This is a genomic window from Hahella sp. HNIBRBA332 (assembly GCF_030719035.1).
Classification (GTDB): domain Bacteria; phylum Pseudomonadota; class Gammaproteobacteria; order Pseudomonadales; family Oleiphilaceae; genus Hahella.
In genome coordinates this window covers 4769887-4790656 of sequence record NZ_CP132203.1, presented here as the reverse complement: position 1 = coordinate 4790656, position 20770 = coordinate 4769887, and the positions used below count along the sequence as shown (strand labels likewise).

Genomic DNA, 20770 nt, shown 5'->3' with positions numbered 1-20770 from the left:
CCCGGTTCACACCGGGCCTGTTTGTTTTTGCGGACTAGGCTGCTTTAATTAAGTCGCGCATTGATTAGTAAGCAAATATTCGGATGCTGACCTCATGAAGAAATTTATAGTCACTACTTTTTTAGTTGTATTAGGGGCCTATGGGGCGTTCAAAGGATTGGTCTGGTATCAGACGGATCAGGCAATCGCCAAATTTAAAGAAGCGACAGCGCTTCATATGGCGGTGGATTACGGCTGGATCAGCTCCAACCTAGAAGGCGAGATCATCATCAAAGACGTCAAGCTTACGCCTTTCCAATTGCGGGAGACCATTCCCATTCAGGAAATCAGCCTGAAGTTTCCGTCAGTGTTCGCCATGCTTGACTACTACTCTCCGTTGAATCGTCGTTCGCCGCAAAGCGCGGATGCAGGGATGCCTGACTCCCTGGAGATCTCAGTGGTCCACGCTAATTTGCCGATGGTGGATTCTTGGGAGAACTACAAATCTGAGCCGGATGGTTCTCATAATGTTGGAGAGTTCTTGGCGATTGACTGCGGTGATGTAGATGGCGTCGATGTCAAAGAGATGCGTGAAATGGGGTACGACCGTTTACAGGTCGACGCTTCTTGGGGATATAACTACAACTCAATGTCCTCCATGCTGAGCTTGTTTTTTAACACGGATATCCAAGGAGTAAGCAATATCCAGGGGCGCCTGGACATTGATGTGGATCGCAACTTCTCTTGGCCTCCATCTGAAGGGACCAGGTTGCCGCGACTGAAGTATCTGACGTATTTGTATGAGGATGCTTCGTTTATCAAGCGGCTGACTTTGTTTTGCACCAAGAAAACAGGCGACAGTCCCGCGCAATTTGTGGAGGGGAGCATAGAGAAAAGTCAGCAGATTCTGGCTGAAGCGGGCGTTACTCCAAGCGCTGATTTGGTTAACGCATACGCAGTCTACTTAAAAGGCGACGGATCTTTCGAGTTTATCCTGAACCCTGTTGAGGATCTGGATTACAGTTTGCTCGCCTTTATGGATATGAGCTCCATTGTGGATGCTCTGGGGCTGCAACTGCGAATGAATCAAGTCATGATTCCGGATTTGAGCGCAAATATTGATCAAGCCAAGTTGAAGGCGTTTTTATCTCCGCCTCCTGTTGTGGTTGACGCGCCACCGCCACCACCTCCCAAGGTTGAAAAGGCGTATCGCCAGGTAGAAGTGGACGAACTGGACGCATACGTGGGGTATCCCGTCAGGCTCAAGGAGAACTCGGGTAAGTTGGTTGAGGGCAGTATCGAAAAAGTGCTGGAATACCAAATAGATGTGGCTGTGCCTTTACAGACGGGGTCGGTGAGCTTCCACATCAAGAAGCGCGATATTGCGGAGATTAAGGTATATAAATAGCCATTATGCGGTCGCCCAAGGCGACCCGTAATCACTTTCAAGCCAGAGGAGTACGCATGCCCGAGCTGCCGAAGCTGGAAACCATGATCCGCGAGCTAGTCGCCATTCCATCCGTGAGCAGCACATTGCCACGATGGGATCAAAGTAACCGCCCGGTGGTGCAGCGGTTAGCGCAATGGTGCGAATCCCTGGGGATGGATGTGACGTTATTGCCGGTGAACGAAGCTGAAGATAAATGGAATCTGGTCGCCAAGGCTGGGCAGGGCGAAGGGGGGTTAGTGCTGGCGGGGCATACAGATACAGTTCCCTATGACGATGGCGCCTGGAATAGCGATCCGTTCAAGCTGAGTGAAAGGGACGGCAAGTGGTACGGCTTGGGCGTTTGCGATATGAAAGGTTTTTTCGCTCTGGCGCTGGCGGCGTTGGCTCCAGCCCTGCCGTATTTACGCAAGCCGGTGACGCTGATCGCTACAGCGGATGAAGAAAGCTCAATGGATGGCGCGCGACGGTTAATGCAGGCGGCTAAAAATTACGGAGACTATGTGGTCATCGGAGAGCCGACAGGTATGCGACCCATTCGTCAGCACAAAGGCATATTGATGGACTCTATCAAAGTGGAGGGCCGGTCTGGGCACTCGTCGCAGCCAGCGTTAGGACGCAACGCGCTGGAGGCGATGACGGATGTGATGATCAGTTTGAGGGAACTGCGTACGTCATGGATGGAGCAATACAGCAATCCTGGATTTGCTGTGCCCTATCCAACCCTAAACCTGGGGTGCATCCATGGCGGAGATAATCCCAATCGCATCTGCAAGAGTTGTGAGCTGCAATATGACGTGCGCTTAATGCCGGGAATGCCCATGGAGACGGTGCGTGACAGTATACGCAGCCGATTACGTAGCATCGCGGAAAAACATGAAGTGGATATTCAGCTACGGCCTCTGTTTGAGGGCGTAGACAGTTTCCAGGAACGAGAGGACAGTCGTTTGGTTCGTATTTGTGAAGAGCTGACGGGGAAAACCTCCGGAAGCGTTGCGTTTGCGACGGAAGCGCCGTTTTTCAAACATTTGGGAGCAGAAACGCTTGTCCTGGGACCTGGAGACATTGATCAGGCGCACCAGCCTGACGAATACGTGGCTCTGGATCGTATTTCCCCTATGATGAAACTGCTGGAAGAGCTTATACGACGTCTGTGTCTATAGCGCTCGGAATAAGTTATTTCCCCGGACTTTTCAAATCTGCAAATTGCCTTATGCTAAGCGGCAGCCGCTCCTGCTGGAGGGTATTTAGAGCTTCAGTATGAGCGTATGGCTGGATTAACCGCCTGGGATGCGCCCAGGAAAGAATTGAGACTGGCGACTATGAATGAATTAAATCAGGAAAAACCTCCCTCCCTCGGTGCGCAATCCGGCGGCGCCGTGCAACGCGATCCAGCGCAGCAGGTTTACTGGTTCCGACATTCGTCTCCTTATATCAATGCCTATCGTGGTCGAACCGTCGTCATTCTTCTCACCGGCGAAGCGCTGGCGCATGCTGGCATCAACACCATCGTGCAGGATATTTCTCTGCTCAACAGTCTGGGCCTGCGTTTGGTCGTGGCCTTCGGCGCCCGGCCACAAATCGAGGCCAGGTTGCAGGAGTCTGATTTGCAGTCTCACCATCATCACGGCGTGCGTATTACGGATGGAGAGGCGTTGCCTTGCGTGTGTGAAGCGGTTGGGCGTTTGCGCACGGAATTGGAGGCCAAGCTGTCCATGGGGCTGGTGAACTCTCCCATGCACGGCGCGGCGCTGCAGGTGATCAGCGGCAACTTTGTCATCGCCAAACCCGTGGGGGTGGTGGATGGGGTCGACCACTGTCATACGGGGTTTGTGCGAAAAGTCCAGGCGGAGCCTATTCACAAGCTATTGGCGATGGGGCAGATCGTCCTGTTGCCTACATTGGGATATTCGCCGACAGGAGAGGTTTTCAATCTCTCTTGTGAAGATGTGGCGGCTTCCGCTGCCGTGGCGTTGAAGGCGGACAAGCTGATCGTATTTGGCCCAAAACGGGGACTGACTGGACCTGATGGCGGCGTCTTGCGTGATTTGTCTGTGAATGATGCATTGCAGCATTTGCAGAATCTAGCCTCTGACACAGAAGAATTCCGACAGCTCTCATCAGTCTGTCGCGCTCTGCAAAATGGCGTCCGGCGAGCGCATCTGATCAGCTATGCGGAAGACGGCGCTTTACTGCAAGAGATGTTTACGCGTGATGGCGTCGGCAGCTTAATCACCGATGATTCCTATGATGAGATTCGCCCCGCCACTATTGACGATGTCGGCGGCATATTGGCGCTGATCCGGCCTTTGGAGGAACAGGGCGTCCTGGTAAGGCGCTCTCGCGAGCTGCTTGAGCAGGAGATTGGCAATTTCATCGTTGATGATCGCGACGGCGCCATCATCGGCTGCGCCGCCTTGTACTCGTTCGAAGATGAACGCTGTGTGGAGCTGGCTTGTGTCGCGGTCAGAAACAGCTATCGCAAGCAGGGCCGTGGCGATCAGCTGTTGGCCTACGCCGAGCGTCGCGCCAAATCCGCCAATATGAGCAAACTCTTTGTTCTGACTACACAAACGGCCCACTGGTTTATCGAGCGGGGCTTTCAGTTGGGGCAGGTTGCGGATTTACCAGTGAAAAAGCAAAGCATGTACAACCTGCAACGTAATTCAAAGGTATTTGTTAAAAATCTGGACTAGGCGTCCGCGCTGTCCTCTATTTACTTGTCTCACTCTCGAATGAACTGGCGGCGCTGTGCTGCGCCAGTTCATTCAACTTTATCAACACTTCCATGCGTTCTTCTTTACTCAGGTCCGCCAGGGATTCCGACCACTGATAAAAGGCATTGAGGTCGCCCAGCTCGCGGATTTTGTAACGTAACCCTGGCGTCCATTGGTGGTAATTGGCGACTGTCAGTAACTTGGCGTTGTTAATTGGCGCGTTGAACCAGCGTTCATAGCCTGAGGATATCTTGCGCTGTTGCGCTAGCTTCGTGTATCGGGCGCGTAATACTTCAATGATTTCCGTTTTGCGGGCGCGTTTGTCTTCCTGAGACAGGCTTTCTTTATATAGCGCTTCCAGTTCACCAATAGTTTGCTTCACCAAGGCGACGAACTGTTCCCGACTCTGAGCGCGCTCGGCGTAGCGAGCATTAATGGCGTCTGCGGAGTAGATGCTGAGCAGTGGTGGCGCATTCTGCGAGGGTGTGTTAGAAGTGTATTGGATATATCTCTGCACTCCTTCCTGCTCGATGGCGGTCGCCCAGCTTTCATTAAAGGCGGTGTCTCCCTTTATATACAGTCTGCGGTGCGCCAGTTCATGAAAAAGCAGCCCGGCCAAATCCACAGGGTCATACCAAATGAATGTATTCAGGACCGGGTCGTCGAACCAGCCCAAGGTTGAGTAAGCCGGGACGCCGCCCACATGGGTGTCGAACGCTTCGCTCGTCAGTGCTTCAGCGGCTTCATGGGCGGGCCGCTCGGCGAAATAACCCTGGTAGGCGACGCAGCCTGCGATGGGGTAACACCATGTTTTACTGCGCATAGAAAACTCCGGCGCGGCAAAAACGTTCCAGACGACATAGGGGCGTTCAAGGTCGGCATATTCGCTATATGCTTCCTCCACGGGAAGGTGCAAGGAGGTGGCGGCGAATTCTCTGACTTGCATGACATATTCAAGCCGTTCACGGAGATTGGCGGGCGTCGCGTCTTCCTGCACGACTTCTTCAATGGGGCGCTTCTTCTGCAGGATCTCCCACTGCCCCTGAATCGCCTGCAACATAAACCCCGTAGATTGACAGCCTCCCAGAACCAGCAACCCCATCAGTAACAGAGGTAAAAGTTTTATAACTGGAGATAAAGGATAGGTTTTTTTTAGTAAAGCCATTGGCGAACTCTTTCTCCAAAAATTTATTGGCTGTCTATACTGGTATTAGCGCTCTGATGCGGGCGGAGCGATAGCGGCGACCGGCGCCTTCTTAGTTAATTAACTTAACCTACAGAAACCCATGTCGGAAATCAGTGGCAGAGAACAGGAGCGGCGTGCGAGTCCACGGCGTCCCATTCAGTTGAGCGCATCTCTCGACTTTAAGGGATTGAGTGGCCTGTCATGCACGATTGCGGATTTCTGCCCGGAAGGCGTTTATGTCACCTATCCCACTGAGACGGCTCAGCGCCTCAAGCATAGCGGCTTTACCGCCGGTCAGCGCGTACAAGTGAGTTTTATTGATCCTTTCGTGAATCGCAACCATACACTGAAAGTGAATGTGGTGAGAGCCATCGACAGCGCAATGGGAGGAAGCTTTGCGGAAGGCAATATGGCGGCGGTGACCGCCCTGCTGCGTATATGTGGGGCCGAAAACATTGGCCCTGGCGCACCAAAAAGCTCCACGGACTCCGCTTCGTTGTTGATGAGGCAGTGCGAGCGGGTCATTCACCAGCATTTGACGCCCTTGTTTGATACCTATTTGCGCGCCTTGCCGAAAAGTTTCGACGAGGCCATTAATACTGCGCCTACGGATAACCAGCGCTCTCAACTTGCCGACGCCGCCATTGCCCTGGCGAAACAGAATGAAATTTTTTCCAGCCAGTTTTTCAAGCATGTTGGCCAGGCGCTGACGCCCCGAGCGGAGAGCGCCGCCAAAAAGGAAGAAGAGCGCACGGATTTATCATTAATAGATAAGTCCGAGTTTGAAGACTGGCTTACGCTGAAAGTTATGGTCACAAAAGCGGAAACCACATACCGGGCTGTTCTGGTGCAGTTGAAGATGCGCTTGGACGCCGCCGGAGTGGTTTGCCACAAGGGATATAACAACGCTGTGGGGCCGCCGCTGTTATGTTATGCCTTGCGTGACACCCTGATTCAACTGCATCTACCATTGCCGGCTGAGCGCCTGTGCCTGAGAGTGTTCGAACGCACTGTGCTGGCCGAACTCGGGCCTGTATATGCGGAAATCAATGACCTGTTGGTTCGGCGGGGTGTGCTGCCCAATCTTGATTTGTCGAAATACTTAAGCACTCCAGAGGCGGAAAAGAAGGCGGCGGAAGAGGAAAGCGTAAAGAAACCGCCAACTGAGAGCAAACAAGGTCCGTTCAGTGCGGAGGATAAAGAGCGCGCTGAGCAATTGCGTCAAAAGCTGATGGGCTCTAATCAAGAGGAGTCCACGCAGCCTGGCAGTCCTGTTACTCCCCCAGCTCCTCCGCTATCAGGAGCGCAGGGCGAAAGGGATATGCATGGTTACCTGGCGGATGCGGAAACCAGTTTCGCAGCGGTGAACAAGCTGTTTGAAATCCTGGAAAGCAATCGCGCCTTGTTGAAGCAAAAAGAGCAGCAAGCGCCGCCCTTTCCAAAAGCGTCTGAGGCGCCCCAGTTTCGCAATGAAGAAATATTGTTCAACTTGCAGGCTGTGCAGCAGGCTCCGCCTGGGGAGGGCGTTAGTCTTGAAGAATCAGGATTGCGTGAGCGCTTGTTCAATGTGCTACAGAATAATGAAGCGGGTTTGAAATCTTTTGGGGCGGAGCAGGACAAGGCCCTGGATGTCGTGGACCGGTTTTTCGCCAGCCTTTTGAAAAACCAGAAGCTTAGCGGAATCGCCAAGATGCAGATCAAGGGGCTGGAGCTACCTGTGCTGCGTTTGCTGATGCGCAACCCAGACTTCCTGGAGCAGCATGAAAATACAGCGCACAAAGTCATTAACCGAATTGCGCAGATCGGCGTCAAGGGGGGGAGGAGCAGCCAATCGGCGTTGGATCGCATCAATACGCTCATTCATCGTATTCAGGTGGATCATGAACGGGACCCAGGCGTATTTGATGAAGCGCTTGCGGATTTGGATGAATTGCTGGAGCGACAGAACCTACTCTATCGTCGGAATGTGGAAAGGGTCACCGCAGCGGCGGAAGGGCAGCAGAAAGTTGAGGAAGCCAAGCAGGCGGTGATTGACGAAATTGAACAACGTATCGCCGGCAAGCAGGTGCCGCGTGCGGTGGCGACATTGCTGAATGGGGGGTGGCGAGACTTACTGTCGTTGACCTATATTCGGCAAGGCCCCTCTAGTCAGGCCTGGTATGACTACCTGAGCGTTTTGGATACGCTGATTCATGTCGGCGATGACCCAAGTTTCGAGTTCAACTTGCCGGAACTGCTACGCATTATTCAGGATGGTCTTTCCGCCATCTCCTCCAATCATATGCCGTCTGGCCATATTCGCGACGAACTTAAACGCCTCCTCGTACGTAGTGTGGGGGCCGAGCCTGAAATGGTGACCATGCCGGATAATCGGGAAGAAATCAGTGATCCAGGCGTGCAACTGCTGGGCGAAGCCAGGCAAAGGGGGCTGCAGCGTTGGCTGATGCGAGCGCAAAAACTGAAGGTCGGAGATTGGCTGCGATTGGAACGTGATGAGAAAGAGGCGGAATTTATTCGGCTGGTCTGGGTTGGGCGCAGCTTTTCACGTTATGTTTTCGTGAATCATCAGGGGATGAAGGTGATTGACCTGGACGCGCTGACGCTGGCGGCCTACCTGCAAAAAGGCATTGCCGAGCCGGATGAGTCGGTGGATACGCCAGTGGTCGATCAAGGTCTGGACGCCATGGTTCAGGACCTTTATGAGCAGCTCAGCCACGCATCGTCACATGATGAACTGACCGGGCTTATCCAGCGTAAGGAGTTTGAGCGCCAGGCGTTAGTGAAACTTTCTCAGTCTAGTGACGGCGATAAGTTTGTCGGGTTACTGGTCAGTCTTGGGCAGTTCCGTCTGATCAACGAATCCGCCGGTATTGAGGCGGGCGATCAGGCGCTAAAGGATATCGCAAGTTTATTGAAGTCGCTTTTTACGCCGAAGACGTTGGTATGCCGGTTTGGCGGCGATGAATTCATGTTGCTGGTGGAAGGCGAGGCGACGGCGGCGGTGGAGAAAATCACCACGGCGCTGCGCCAGTATCAGCTGCAGTGGGAAAGCAACGTCTTCTCTATCTCCGCGAGTATTGGTTACGTGGAGGTCAGCGGCGGCGTGTTGGATGTGCCTCACATGATGCAGGCCGTTGAAGAGGCGGCCCGTCGCGCCAAGAGTAAAGGAGGCAATCGCGTCGAAGAGTTTGATGTCGATCAGGCCCTGATTGCCAGGCGGGACGCTATCGCCTCGAAGGTGGCGAGCCTGGGGAAAGAATTGGAGAACGAGCGGGTGCTGCTGCGTTGTCAGAAAATCATACCGCTGCATCCCGCCGCCAAGATGGGCGCCCAATACGAGATATTGCTCAGCATATACGATGACAACGGCAACCTGATTCCTGCGGGAGACTTTGTGCGCGCAGCGGAAACCTACAAGCGGATGCAGGCGGTGGATCGCTGGGTGGTTGGACATATGCTGGACTGGATGTCGAAGAACCGACAGCAGATTGAAACGATGGGCGGGGTCAGCATCAACCTCTCCGGTCACTCTCTGAATGATGAGGGATTGCTGGAGTTTATCTTTGAGCGGTTGACTAAATACGACTGCCCTATGGACAAAATGTGCTTCGAAATCACGGAAGCAGCCGCGATCTCGAATCTTTGCGATGTCTCTGAGTTTATTGTGGAGCTGCAGGAATATGGCTGTCGTTTTTGCCTGGGTGATTTCGGCACCGCCATGGCGTCCTATCAATATCTCAAGCAGTTGCCCGTGGACCTGATCAAGGTGGATGGCTCATTTGTCAAAGAGGTGGCGACCGATCAAAACGATCAGACGATGATTCGCTCCATGACGGAAATGGCGCATTACTTGGGGCGTGAAATTATCGCTCCGCAGGTGGAGACCAAAGAGTCATTGGAGATGCTGCAAAAGCTGGGCGTCGATTATGTGCAAGGCTTTTATATAGAGCGTCCGAAATCGCTGGCGAATTTCTAGAAAAAAGCGTGAGCAGGGGCGCGAAGGCCCCTTATGTTCTGTATGTAGCCAGACTCGCGAGAGAGGCTTAATCGTCGTCTTCGCTCTCGTCGTGCCCCGCCATTCCCAGCTCTTTGATTTTTCTGGTGAGGGTGTTGCGTCCCCAGCCAAGTAGCAGCGCCGCGTCGCGCTTTCTTCCTGCCGTCTGCTTCAGCGCGCTTTCTATCATGATGCGCTCAAAAGTGGGCACCGCTGTATCCAGCAGGCCGCTTTTGCCTTTCTTCAGCTCCTGTTCGGCCCAGGTGCGCAATGATTCCTGCCAATCCTGGGTTGGGCTGCGGTGGTTGGATTGCTCCTGCAGTTCAGGGGGGAGATCGGAAACGTGAATTTCCCGGCCAGAGGCCATCACCGTGAGCCAGCGACAGGTATTTTCCAACTGTCTTACGTTGCCAGGCCATGCCAGCGAACACATGTACTCTTCCGCCTCGGTTTTCAGCACCTTGGGCTCGACATTCAGCTCTTCCGCCGCTTTTTTCAGGAAATGCCCAGCGAGTTTAGGGATATCTTCCCGACGCTCGCTGAGCTTGGGTAGATGCACTCGGATGACATTCAGACGGTGGAAAAGGTCTTCCCTAAAGCGCCCTTCCTGCACCAGCTTTTCCAAGTTCTGATGTGTGGCGGCGATAATACGCACGTCCACTTTGATGGGGGTGGCGCCGCCGACCCGATAGAACTCGCTGTCCGCCAACACCCGTAGCAGGCGCGTCTGGGTATCCGGCGGCATGTCTCCAATCTCATCCAGAAATAGCGCGCCGCCGTTGGCCTGCTCAAAGCGCCCCTGCCGTTGGCCTCCAGCCCCGGTGAAGGAGCCTTTTTCATGCCCGAACAATTCGGACTCGATCAGATCTTTAGGTATGGCAGCCATGTTGAGAGCAATAAACGGTTTGCCGGCTCTGGGGCTGTGCTGATGCAGGGCGCGCGCGACCAGTTCTTTACCGGTGCCGGATTCGCCGTTGATTAATACTGTGATATTGCTGTGAGAAAGCCTGCCGATGGCTCTGAATACTTCCTGCATGGCGGGGGCTTCACCGATGATCTCCGTGTCCTGGCTCAAGGAGCTTCCTTCTGGGGGGCGGCTGGTGGCCATCTGTTCTTGCGCATGAGCCACGGCGCGCTTTACCAGAGAGACGGCGTCGTCCACGTCGAAAGGCTTGGGAAGGTATTCGAAGGCGCCGCTTTGGTAGGAAGATACCGCACTATCCAGGTCCGAATGTGCGGTCATGATAATAACTGGCAGGTGCGGGTAGCTGGTATGAATCTGTCCCAGCAGACTTAGTCCGTCAATGCCGGGCATGCGGATGTCGCTGATAATGGCATCCGGCTGCTCCCGCTCCAGGCGATGCAGAACGCCATCCCCGGATTCAAATGACCGGGTATTTAGATGCGCCTGCTCCAGGGCTTTTTCTAAGACCCATCGAATTGAACGATCATCATCAATGATCCATACGTTGGGTGATGCGCTCATGATAGTGGCTCCAGTGGAATAAATATGATGAAGTTCGTACTGCCGGGCTGGCTTTCACATTCAACCAGTCCTTTATGTTGTCCGATTATGCTTTGTGTGATGGAAAGCCCCAGGCCCGTCCCTTGAGCGCGACCGCTTACCATCGGGTAGAAAATATTATTCAGGAATTCGGATGGAATGCCGGGGCCGTTGTCGATGACGTCCACTCTTACCACCAGGCGATGTCGCGTATGACCGATCGTGAACTGCCTGAGCGGGCGTGTACGTAATAATATTTGCGGACCCTCAGACCCGGGAGGCGTGTAGTCCTCAAAGGCTTGCATGGCGTTGCGGCAAATATTCAGGAAGGCTTGAATCAGCTGTTCCTTATCGCCGGCGAATTCGGGGATGCTGGGGTCGTAATCGCGGATGAGCTTTATCTTACCGGCGCTTTCTACTTCAATCAGGCTGTACACCCGCTCAAGCACTTCATGGATATTGGTCGGCTCCTGTTTAAAGCTGCGATTGGGGCCAAGCATGCGGTCAACCAGATTGCGCAGTCTGTCCGCTTCATCGATGATGATGCGGGTGTAGTCATGCAGTCCTTCTTCCTTTAACTCTTTGTCCAAAAGCTGTGCCGCGCCGCGGATGCCGCCCAAGGGATTTTTGATTTCATGGGCGAGTCCGCGAATCAATATGCGGGAGGTTTCCTGTTTGGAGAGCAGTTCTTCCTCACGACTGATGCGTAAAAGGCGATCACGGGGTTGAATCTCCATGATGACGTAGACATCGTTGACGATATGCACGGGAGAGACCGTGTAATCAACCAGAAGACGGTTCCCGGAGGGCAATAGAAACTCAGCCTCTCTTTGGGTATAAGTCTGGCCTGTGCGCAGGCACTCCTCCAGCCCGGTCAGCGTAGAGCTGCCTTCTATCAATAAATCCTTAATGGTGGCCCCATGGGCTCTTTGCTCACTGGTTTCCAGCAACACTTCGGCGGATGAATTACTGAATGCAATCCGCTGCTGGGGGTCAATAACCAGTACGGAAGTGGTCAGATTTTCGAGTAAGCGAGTCTGAAAAACGATGGGTAGCATAAAGTTGACCTATTTTTGCATTGTGAATGCAATATCCAAACCAGAACTGCGGTAAAGCGGTGCGAATTACCGGGTTCTCTGCACAGGCGTGGGGCGGATAGCCCAAATGTGAGCTATGCCCCTAGGAAGCGCTCCAGAAGCGGGCTTTGGCGCAACGTAAGTCTGCGGCGATGTGCGTGATCATGGCGCGTCATGCACAAAGTGGATGCGCTAGTTTTTAATTATGCGCTATTTTGGTGCGTTATGTTGGGCTAGTTTTTTATGCTGGGGCGATGAATGGTGAACTGCACTGGCGCTGCGCTCTGGACAACGCCTGAATTATCAATCACATCAAGAGAAACGGAGTGTGTGCCCCGGTTAACGCCTTTCAGCTCAAGGAAGTTATCCTTGGTTGTTCCAACCGGGCTTCCGTCCAGCGAGACGCGGTAGCTGTGATTGGGGTACAGAGTTGGATCCGATGTGAATAATACGGTCAGATCGCCGTTACCGGAGTGAAAAGCGGAGTCATTGGTGGGGAAGGTTATATTCAGCGTTGCATAGTAGCTTGAAGGCGCAGGCTCCGGCTCATCATTGCTGCGAGGCGGTATATCCGTCATTTTTGGCATGGTTATCGTTGCGGTTGGGCCAACTTCGACTTTCTCGGCGCCCTCTCTCTCCTGGTCGGAATATTCCACATTGCCTTGTGCGTCGACCCAGCGATAAATTTCTGCGCAGGCCAGACCTGAATAAGAAGAAAAAAGCGCAGAAGAAAGAAGAATATAAGCGAACCGAGATTTCATAACTTCAACCCAATTGACCAGTTACTTGAACTGTAGCAGAAGCGGAACCAAAAAAAACCCCGCAGATTGCGGGGTTTTCAAGTCCGTCGTAGTTAACTTCGCAGCGGATTATACAGAGTAGTACATCTCGAATTCGACTGGGTGAGTGGTCATGTCCAGACGCTCTACTTCTTTGCGCTTCAACTCGATGTAAGCTTCGATCATGTCTTTGGTGAACACGTCGCCTTTGGTCAGGAACTCATGGTCCTTCTCCAGATAATCCAGAGCTTGTGACAGAGAGCTACATACTGTTGGGATGTTCATGGCTTCTTCTTTCGGCAGATCGTACAGATCCTTATCCATAGCGTCGCCAGGGTGGATCTTGTTCTGAATACCGTCCAGACCAGCCATCAACATGGCGGCGAACGCCAAGTAAGGGTTGGCGGAAGGATCTGGGAAGCGGACTTCAATCCGACGCGCTTTCGGGTTGGTGACGAAAGGAATACGGATGGAAGCGGAACGGTTGCGAGCGGAGTAAGCGAGCATAACCGGCGCTTCAAAGCCTGGCACCAAACGCTTATACGCGTTAGTGGAAGGGTTTGTGAAAGCGTTCAATACGCGAGCGTGCTTGATGATGCCGCCAATGTAGTACAGGGCGATGTCGCTCAGACCAGCATAGCCGTCGCCAGAGAAAATGTTCTTGCCGTCTTTGGACAGCGATTGGTGGCAGTGCATGCCTGAACCGTTGTCGCCAACAAGAGGCTTGGGCATGAAGGTCGCAGTCTTGCCGTAAGCATGCGCTACGTTGTGTACGCAGTACTTCAGAATTTGCACTTCGTCTGCTTTGCGCGCCAGGGTGTTGGCGCCAACGCCGATTTCACACTGACCTGCGGTGCCTACTTCGTGGTGGTGTACTTCGATGGTCAAACCCATGGATTCCATCGCTGCGCACATCGCGCCACGTAGATCATGCAGGGAGTCAACGGGAGGTACGGGGAAGTAACCGCCTTTTACGCCAGGACGGTGACCTACGTTGTTCCTTTCAAAGTCGTCGCCAGATACCCAGGCCGCTTCTTCGGAATAGATTTCGTACATGGCTCCGTTGATGTCGGACTTCCATTTTACGCTGTCGAAAATGAAGAATTCAGGCTCTGGTCCAAACAATACAGTGTCCGCGATGCCTGTGGACTTCAGGTACTCCTCTGCGCGCTGGGCGATAGAGCGAGGATCGCGATTGTAACCCTGCATGGTGGCGGGTTCGATGATGTTGCAAGTCAGGTTCAGAGTGGTCTCTTCAGTGAACGGATCGATGACGGCGGTTTCATCGTCCGCCAGCAGGATCATGTCTGACTCGTTGATGCCTTTCCAACCAGCGATGGAGGAACCGTCAAACATTTTGCCTTCTTGAAAGAATTCCGGAGAGATTTCGCTAGCAGGGATAGTCACGTGCTGCTCTTTACCCTTAGTGTCGGTAAAGCGCATATCAACCCATTTAACTTCGTGCTCTTTAATAAGATTCAGAGTTTTCTCTGACATTCCAGTTACTCCGTAAGATTTTATTTATGTTGAGGTGAAACCGAAACACTGCAGTAGTGTATCCTCGCCACCATGAAACAGACCCGTGGAGGGGAGAGCGTTCCGGGAAGTCTAACGAGCGCAAAAATACTATCACGCCTCATGGTCAGTTGCTTCTGGTTTTCCTGATTAGCAAATTATTTGCCAAGAGATTTTTTGATCATAACTCCTTGTTTTTAAAAGACGCCATGAACTGTGAGCGTGACGACTTCTCTAACCTTTCAATAGGTTTGCACTATCATGGTGCGAATTTTGGGGCGGCTGTGCGCTTTTGGGGCGCCGTGCACCATTTTGGTATCAGGCTAAGAATAGATAAATTTTCGGGAGGGTGTATAAAGATGTATAAAAAAGATTCAGGCGTCAGCTATAATGTCGCGCCCTCAGCCCATGACTGTTTATTTTGCAGGTGTTTTTTGTGATCGAGAAATTAAGAAATATTGCTATTATTGCCCACGTTGACCACGGTAAAACCACTCTGGTCGACAAACTCCTTCAGCAGTCGGGCACCTTAGGCCGCAAGGACATGGACGCTGAACGCGTTATGGATTCCAATGACCAGGAACGAGAGCGCGGCATTACTATATTGGCGAAAAATACCGCCATCAAGTGGAATGATTACCGAATTAATATCGTAGATACTCCTGGACACGCCGACTTTGGCGGCGAAGTTGAACGTGTTCTGTCTATGGTTGACTCTGTTCTCCTGCTCGTCGATGCAGTTGACGGTCCTATGCCGCAAACTCGCTTCGTGACTCAAAAAGCGTTTGCTCGTGGGCTGAAGCCTATCGTTGTTGTCAATAAAGTGGATCGTCCTGGCGCTCGTCCTGATTGGGTCGTCGGTGAAGTGATGGATCTTTTTGACCGCCTAGGCGCTACAGAAGAGCAGCTAGACTTCCCTGTTATTTATGCTTCAGCGTTGAACGGCATTGCGGGACTTGAGCCGGATGCATTGCAACAAGACATGACGCCTCTGTTTGAAATGGTGGTTGAAAAGGTTCCCGCTCCTTCTGTCGATGTTAATGGCCCCTTCCAGATGCAGATCAGCGCCCTCGATTACAACAGCTATGTTGGCGTTATCGGAATTGGTCGCGTTTCGCGCGGTAAAGTAAAAACTAATACGCCTGTTGTTGTGGTTGATCGCGATGGCGGCAAGCGTAATGGGCGCGTATTAACCGTAATGGGCTATCACGGCCTGCAGCGCGTGGACGTGCCTGAGGCGGAAGCCGGGGACATTATCTGTGTTACTGGTTTGGATGAGTTGAATATCTCCGATACGCTATGTAGCCCGGAACGTCCGGAAGCACTTCCCGCGTTGATCGTAGATGAGCCGACCGTCAGCATGACATTCCAGGTCAATGACTCGCCATTCGCTGGTAAAGAAGGTAAGTACGTTACCAGTAGAAATATCAAGGAAAGATTGGAGAAAGAGCTGCTGTACAACGTAGCGTTGCGTGTAGAGCAAGGCGACTCTCCTGACAAATTCATTGTATCTGGTCGCGGTGAGTTGCATTTATCCGTTTTGATCGAGACCATGCGTCGTGAAGGGTTTGAATTAGGCGTTTCCCGTCCAGAAGTTATCGTAAAAGAGATTGATGGACAGAAGGTCGAGCCCTACGAGCAGGTTATTATCGACGTGGAGGATGAGCACCAGGGATCGATCATGGAGGTGATGGGGCTGCGTCGCGGTGAGTTGGTCAACATGATCCCGGACGGCAAAGGACGTACTCGTTTAGAGTTTATTGTGCCTTCTCGCGGCTTGATTGGTTTCCGCTCTCAGTTTCTTACCATGACTTCAGGTACAGGCATTCTGACCCATATCTTTGATCATTACGGCCCTGTGAAAGAAGGTGTGAACGTTGAACGTAACAATGGCGTTCTTATCTCAAATGTGGCGGGTAAAGTGTTGGCGTATGCGCTGTTTAACCTACAGGACCGTGGTCGTCTGTTCGTGGATCCAAACATTGAAGTCTACGAAGGCATGATTATCGGTCTGCATAGTCGAGATAACGATTTGGTTGTTAATCCGACCAAGGCCAAGCAGTTGACCAATATTCGCGCAGCTGGTACGGACGAGAATATTCTTCTGACTCCGCCGATTCGTTTTTCTCTGGAGCAGGCGTTAGAGTTCGTTGAAGACGATGAACTGGTTGAAGTGACGCCCAGCAATATCAGGATTCGCAAGAAGTTGCTGAAAGAGCACGAGCGTAAGCGCGCTGACCGTACTAAGGACTGAAATCCAAAAGTAATTGGATAAAGTGATCTATAAAGTTTTCGGCTTTTCCGCAGAGTGCTATAGTTCTTTCGAGTTAAAGGACAATGCTGGAAAAGCCGAATGCTCACCTTATACCCAGATCTAAAGCCTCACAAAGAACATTTCCTTCCTGTAGATAATCTTCACACAATTTATATTGAGGAGTCCGGCAATAAAGACGGACTGCCAGTATTGTTTGTGCATGACGGGCCAGGATACGGCTCAGACCCATTCTGTCGACGCCTGCTGGACTCTGAGCGTTTCCGTATCATCATGATGGATCAGAGGGGCTGCGGTAAATCTACGCCATTAGCTGAGACTAATCATAACCGTCCAGATATTCTTATCCAGGATATTGAGCGGGTGAGGCAACACCTGGCCATTGATAAATGGATGCTGATTGGGATGGGATGGGGGGGCTTTCTGTCGCAACAATATGCCTGCGCCCACCCTGAAACCGTATTAGGAGTGGTGATTTCTGGTTACTTTGTTGCTGATGCGGCGGGGATTTCATGGATGCTGGCGGAAGGGGCCCCAAAAATGTTTCCAGATGCCTGGCATGAAGTGATGAAGGATTGCCCGCAAGAAGGCGTTGAGCAAATACTAAGCTACTTTTCAAAATATCTGAGTGGCGCGAACGAGCTGCTTCAGATACAGGCCGCAAAGCAGTGGGCTGCATGGGTGGCTAAGATTTCCACTCTTCATCCTTGTCAGGACTTGGTGGATAGATTGACACACCCTCACCAAGCCATTTCTTTGGCGATATTGGGCTGTAAGTTCTATCAGGAGCTGACCGACAAGCCAGCGAGCTCAGAAGCTCATCTAAAAGACATACCGGGCATCATTGTTCATGGCCGTTATGACGCTATTTCTCCCTTGGCGAGAGCGTTTGACCTGCACCAAAACTGGGCAGGTAGCGATTTGTACATCATTAGAGACGCTGGTCACTCAGTGAGAGATCCTGCGATGGTTGATGCGATGATTAAATCTATTGGCTCTATGGCGGATAGGATCGGTGGCGTATCGAAACTTAATGGCTAGTCCTATTGACAGTTAAGTAATAGGCAGTTTTAATGCCGCAAATGTTTAAAAAGGCTGTAACAGTTCCTTAAAGATTAAGCGCGAGCGTAATAAATGATCGGACTGATTCAACGCGTTGCGCATGCTTCCGTCAAAGTGGATGGAGAGACAGTTGGTTCAATCGGTGAAGGCATTCTCGTTTTGCTGGCGGTTGAACCAAATGACACCGAGCGTCAGGCGGAAAGACTGTTAGATAGAATTGTGGGCTACCGTATTTTTGCTGATACGAATGGCAAGATGAATCTAAGCCTCAAGGACATAGATGGAGAGTTGTTGGTTGTATCGCAGTTCACGTTGGCGGCTGATACAAAAAAAGGAATGAGACCAAGTTTTTCTTCTGCAGCTTCGCCTGAATTAGGCGAGAAGCTTTACGATCATTTTGTTAATAAGGCTTCAATAATAGTAAGCAAGGTTCAGACGGGAGAGTTTGGTGCGGACATGGAAGTGACGCTGGCCAATGTTGGCCCAACAACATTTTCGCTTCGTGTGGAGTAAAAGAGTATTGAAATTAAGAGTTTTATGCTTTACGCCTGCTCAGCAAAATCGAGTGGTTTGAAGCTACTTGGGTTTCGGAAATCCACTATGGGATGGATGGCCCAATAATATAATTCCTTTGTTATAGTACTGGTGCGCTTCTATGTATGTTTGTTTAGGTAAAGAAAGCTGCGCCAATATCAGGCGATTAAAGAGCACGCAAAGCGGTCGATTTAACTGCTTGATTGTAAAAAGTTTTGGTTTTTTAGGGGGAAGCCCCCTCGGCCTTTTTAGGGCTTGAAAGTAGATTTTTTGTTACAAAAAAAAATGCCATAGAGGCACTTTTTGGTTGCAAAAACGACAACATTGTATTACATATGGTTATTAATTTTCTTGTTTAGGAAAGTTGTATAACCCGTTGTTTGTAAGGATTTTTTGCCTCTCTGCAAAAAGAGCTGTCAAGGCTTTGATGGTAAGTTGTTGATAGAGTGGAAATTTAAGCCTTTTTGGCTGACCTTCAGTGAAGAAATGTAGACCTCTGTGAAGAGGCCTGATTTGCGAAAATCTATCAACATTTAAAAACTGATGGGGTGCGGCGAAAAAGGAGGCTTTGATATAGACAAAACATCGGATTGAAAAATGTCATTAAGTTGACATAATCACGAACTATAAATTGGCGAAAATTTTTTGCCTATATAAAGAAAAATGTGGCTTTTAACCATCAATCTTCGAAAGAAGTTGATTTAACACACAAAAGGAAGACGAAATGAAAAAGACTTTGATCGCTTCAGCTGTTGCCGCTGCAACGATTTCTTCTACCACTTTTGCGATGGATCCGGCCTCTGAGCTGGCTGCTCGTTTAGATTCCATGCCTACCGTTTACGGTAACATTCAGTTAGTTCAGTCGTATGTAAATGTTGATACTGGTGCTGGTGAAGCCAGCAACACTGACTTTGCTGATAATGGGTCTACTATCGGTTTCAAACACAAGCATGAAATTATGCCTGGCGTTGAAGGCTTCTTCAAAGCAGAGTTTCACTTTGATGCTGATGACCAAGCTACCAATAAAGGCTTAGGCGAGAAGTTTGATGAAGCCTTTATCGGTGTTAAAGGTGACTTCGGTACTGTTTTGGCGGGTTCAGAAGATACCGTTTATGAGTGGGTTGACCAAATTGACTTGTTTGAATCCGTAGGTGTTGCTGGTGACGTGGCGGGAATGGCAGAGAGTGATACTCTGCATTACTATTCCCCAAGCTTTAGCGGTTTCACTGTTGGTGTGACTAAGTCTTTGGAAGGTGGTTCTGAGTATACCGCTTCTGTTGCTGCTAAGTATGAAATGGAAGCGCTGCAGGTTGTATTGGGTTACGCAATTAATGACTTGGATGGTGGTGAAGACGTAATCGGTTTGTCTGGTTCATACAAATTCGGCGACTTCAAAGTAATCGGTCAGTTCGAGACTCAAGACGAAAACGTTGATTTTTGGGCGCTTGGTGGTGTTTACACCATGGGGGCAACTCAGTTCGCAGCAGCATATGGCTTTGCTGACTTTGAGAGCGATGAAGAAGCAAGTGAAATTACACTTCAGGCCCTGCACAATCTGTCTGACAACATGTATGTGTATGTTGAGTATGACCTGAAAACTGTAGAACCTGCAGGCGGTGGTGATGACACTGACATTGAGACTTTCAATGTTGGCGCAACCTACGCGTTCTAATATTGTCTGAAAGTATTTTCAGAAAGAAAACCGGCTCTCAGAGCCGGTTTTTTTTTGCTCAAAATAATATAAGAAGCTGGCGATTTATGTGGGCGTGCGGAGAAAAATCATGAAAGAAATCGAGGTTAAGCTTTCTTTTCCTCGAAAGAGGCTGTCAAGAACGTATTCTGATCTCATAGAAATCTGGGGGAATCCGAACTCAAGCTCAATACTCCAAAATGTATATTACGACACTCCTAACTTTGCTATGCAGCGCTCAAAGATTGCTTTGAGAATACGGAATCATGGAGATACCTGGGAGCAAACTCTGAAGGGGAGCGGCAGGTGTGTGGCTGGTTTGCATGTTCGTGACGAGTGGAACTGGCAATTATCAGAAAATAAGTTGGATATTACGAAACTTTCAAAGGTGGAAGCTGTCAAAGGTATAGAGTTGGAGAGGGTTGGGCCTGTCTTTGAAACCAAATTTGAGCGTACCAAATGGATGGTAGAGGTTGGCGGAAGCGTATTTGAGTTGGCTTTAGATATTGGTGAAATTCGCAGTGCTGGTGGAGTTCAACCCATATCCGAGATTGAAATTGAGCTCAAAGAAGGCGATGTGTCTTGCGTTATAGCTGTGGCTGAGAAAATAGCTAAGCAAGTTCCCTGTTGGTTGAGTAAGAAAAGCAAAGCGGCTCGTGGATACAGTCTTGCAGGAGTCACTGCGACTGAGCGGGAGTGTGATCCTGAGCGCATAGTAAGTACACTGCTCGATGAATTAATTGATGAATTGGCATGCTATATGGAAGCTGCAGCCAACGATGATGGCAAGGATTGGTATCAGTACGTTGAATGTATGGCTGGGATAAGCTCACTACTGACTTTAAGTGGTTCCAAAGGAAACATGATGGGGCAGTTAGTTAAAGCTGAAGTTGAGTCTTTATTTCAGTGGTTAAGTAGAGAGCAAGGGGTTGGTTTTTCTGAGTATATACTTAACTCCACAGCGCCTGGCTTGATAGGTTTGGAAGTGCTGAGGAGGGAGCTAACGGGTTAATTC

Annotated in this window: 14 protein-coding genes; 9 read left to right on the top strand and 5 right to left on the bottom strand. The window is 50.8% G+C overall.

Features of this window, described 5'->3' with window-relative positions; translation table 11 throughout:
- Nucleotides 1-94 precede the first annotated feature (94 nt).
- The 3 genes from O5O45_RS21150 (at nucleotide 95) to argA (ending at nucleotide 4122) form a co-directional block, all read left to right on the top strand.
- A complete protein-coding gene (locus O5O45_RS21150) occupies nucleotides 95-1387 on the top strand; it encodes a hypothetical protein (protein WP_305901325.1) in 1293 nt (430 codons plus the stop codon).
- 56 nt (nucleotides 1388-1443) lie between these two features.
- Nucleotides 1444-2589 (top strand): acetylornithine deacetylase, encoded by a 1146-nt coding sequence (argE, locus tag O5O45_RS21145; protein ID WP_305901324.1) that lies wholly within the window; start codon nucleotides 1444-1446, stop codon nucleotides 2587-2589.
- A gap of 159 nt (nucleotides 2590-2748) precedes the next feature.
- Complete coding sequence (gene argA / locus O5O45_RS21140) at nucleotides 2749-4122, top strand: amino-acid N-acetyltransferase (RefSeq protein WP_371748011.1); 1374 nt, start codon at nucleotides 2749-2751, stop codon at nucleotides 4120-4122.
- A 16-nt stretch (nucleotides 4123-4138) separates the two neighbouring features.
- Here the strand turns inward: argA and O5O45_RS21135 are convergent, their stop codons facing one another.
- Entirely contained in the window at nucleotides 4139-5308 is a 1170-nt protein-coding gene (locus tag O5O45_RS21135; RefSeq protein WP_305901322.1) for an aminopeptidase, read from the bottom strand.
- A 121-nt stretch (nucleotides 5309-5429) separates the two neighbouring features.
- Here O5O45_RS21135 and O5O45_RS21130 point away from each other — a divergent pair, with 121 nt between their 5' ends.
- Nucleotides 5430-9305: a DUF1631 family protein gene (locus tag O5O45_RS21130; protein WP_305901321.1), complete on the top strand. Its 3876-nt coding sequence runs from the start codon at nucleotides 5430-5432 to the stop codon at nucleotides 9303-9305.
- 67 nt (nucleotides 9306-9372) lie between these two features.
- On the opposite strand, the gene ntrC is transcribed toward O5O45_RS21130, so the two are convergent.
- The 4 genes from ntrC to glnA form a co-directional block, all read right to left on the bottom strand.
- On the bottom strand, nucleotides 9373-10809 hold the full coding sequence (gene ntrC / locus O5O45_RS21125; protein ID WP_305901320.1) for a nitrogen regulation protein NR(I): 1437 nt from the start codon (nucleotides 10807-10809) through the stop codon (nucleotides 9373-9375).
- The gene (gene glnL / locus O5O45_RS21120) at nucleotides 10806-11885 is read right to left on the bottom strand and encodes a nitrogen regulation protein NR(II) (RefSeq protein WP_305901319.1); all 1080 of its coding nucleotides are present in this window, start codon (nucleotides 11883-11885) and stop codon (nucleotides 10806-10808) included. Before glnL ends, ntrC begins: the two co-directional genes overlap by 4 nt.
- A gap of 251 nt (nucleotides 11886-12136) precedes the next feature.
- On the bottom strand, nucleotides 12137-12664 hold the full coding sequence (locus tag O5O45_RS21115; protein ID WP_305901318.1) for a DUF4124 domain-containing protein: 528 nt from the start codon (nucleotides 12662-12664) through the stop codon (nucleotides 12137-12139).
- A gap of 108 nt (nucleotides 12665-12772) precedes the next feature.
- Entirely contained in the window at nucleotides 12773-14179 is a 1407-nt protein-coding gene (gene glnA, locus O5O45_RS21110; RefSeq protein WP_305901317.1) for a glutamate--ammonia ligase, read from the bottom strand.
- A 454-nt stretch (nucleotides 14180-14633) separates the two neighbouring features.
- Here glnA and typA point away from each other — a divergent pair, with 454 nt between their 5' ends.
- The 5 genes from typA (at nucleotide 14634) to O5O45_RS21085 (ending at nucleotide 20767) form a co-directional block, all read left to right on the top strand.
- Nucleotides 14634-16451 (top strand): translational GTPase TypA, encoded by a 1818-nt coding sequence (gene typA / locus O5O45_RS21105; RefSeq protein ID WP_305901316.1) that lies wholly within the window; start codon nucleotides 14634-14636, stop codon nucleotides 16449-16451.
- Between the two features lie 99 nt (nucleotides 16452-16550).
- Nucleotides 16551-17510: an alpha/beta fold hydrolase gene (locus tag O5O45_RS21100; protein ID WP_305901315.1), complete on the top strand. Its 960-nt coding sequence runs from the start codon at nucleotides 16551-16553 to the stop codon at nucleotides 17508-17510.
- A gap of 93 nt (nucleotides 17511-17603) precedes the next feature.
- Nucleotides 17604-18044: a D-aminoacyl-tRNA deacylase gene (dtd, locus tag O5O45_RS21095; protein ID WP_305901314.1), complete on the top strand. Its 441-nt coding sequence runs from the start codon at nucleotides 17604-17606 to the stop codon at nucleotides 18042-18044.
- Nucleotides 18045-18789: 745 nt separating this feature from the next.
- On the top strand, nucleotides 18790-19737 hold the full coding sequence (locus tag O5O45_RS21090; protein WP_305901313.1) for a porin: 948 nt from the start codon (nucleotides 18790-18792) through the stop codon (nucleotides 19735-19737).
- A gap of 109 nt (nucleotides 19738-19846) precedes the next feature.
- Nucleotides 19847-20767, top strand: coding sequence for a CYTH domain-containing protein (locus O5O45_RS21085; protein ID WP_305901312.1), 921 nt, complete (start codon nucleotides 19847-19849; stop codon nucleotides 20765-20767).
- The last annotated feature ends 3 nt before the right edge of the window (nucleotides 20768-20770 follow it).

Excerpts from the sequence above, each read along its gene's own strand:
- O5O45_RS21150 (WP_305901325.1), top strand. The coding sequence starts at position 95 with ATGAAGAAATTTATAGTCACTACTTTTTTAGTTGTATTAGGGGCCTAT.
- argE (WP_305901324.1), top strand. The coding sequence starts at position 1,444 with ATGCCCGAGCTGCCGAAGCTGGAAACCATGATCCGCGAGCTAGTCGCC.
- argA (WP_371748011.1), top strand. The coding sequence starts at position 2,749 with ATGAATGAATTAAATCAGGAAAAACCTCCCTCCCTCGGTGCGCAATCC.
- O5O45_RS21135 (WP_305901322.1), bottom strand. The coding sequence starts at position 5,308 with ATGGCTTTACTAAAAAAAACCTATCCTTTATCTCCAGTTATAAAACTT.
- O5O45_RS21130 (WP_305901321.1), top strand. The coding sequence starts at position 5,430 with ATGTCGGAAATCAGTGGCAGAGAACAGGAGCGGCGTGCGAGTCCACGG.
- ntrC (WP_305901320.1), bottom strand. The coding sequence starts at position 10,809 with ATGAGCGCATCACCCAACGTATGGATCATTGATGATGATCGTTCAATT.
- glnL (WP_305901319.1), bottom strand. The coding sequence starts at position 11,885 with ATGCTACCCATCGTTTTTCAGACTCGCTTACTCGAAAATCTGACCACT.
- O5O45_RS21115 (WP_305901318.1), bottom strand. The coding sequence starts at position 12,664 with ATGAAATCTCGGTTCGCTTATATTCTTCTTTCTTCTGCGCTTTTTTCT.
- glnA (WP_305901317.1), bottom strand. The coding sequence starts at position 14,179 with ATGTCAGAGAAAACTCTGAATCTTATTAAAGAGCACGAAGTTAAATGG.
- O5O45_RS21100 (WP_305901315.1), top strand. The coding sequence starts at position 16,551 with ATGCTCACCTTATACCCAGATCTAAAGCCTCACAAAGAACATTTCCTT.
- dtd (WP_305901314.1), top strand. The coding sequence starts at position 17,604 with ATGATCGGACTGATTCAACGCGTTGCGCATGCTTCCGTCAAAGTGGAT.
- O5O45_RS21090 (WP_305901313.1), top strand. The coding sequence starts at position 18,790 with ATGAAAAAGACTTTGATCGCTTCAGCTGTTGCCGCTGCAACGATTTCT.
- O5O45_RS21085 (WP_305901312.1), top strand. The coding sequence starts at position 19,847 with ATGAAAGAAATCGAGGTTAAGCTTTCTTTTCCTCGAAAGAGGCTGTCA.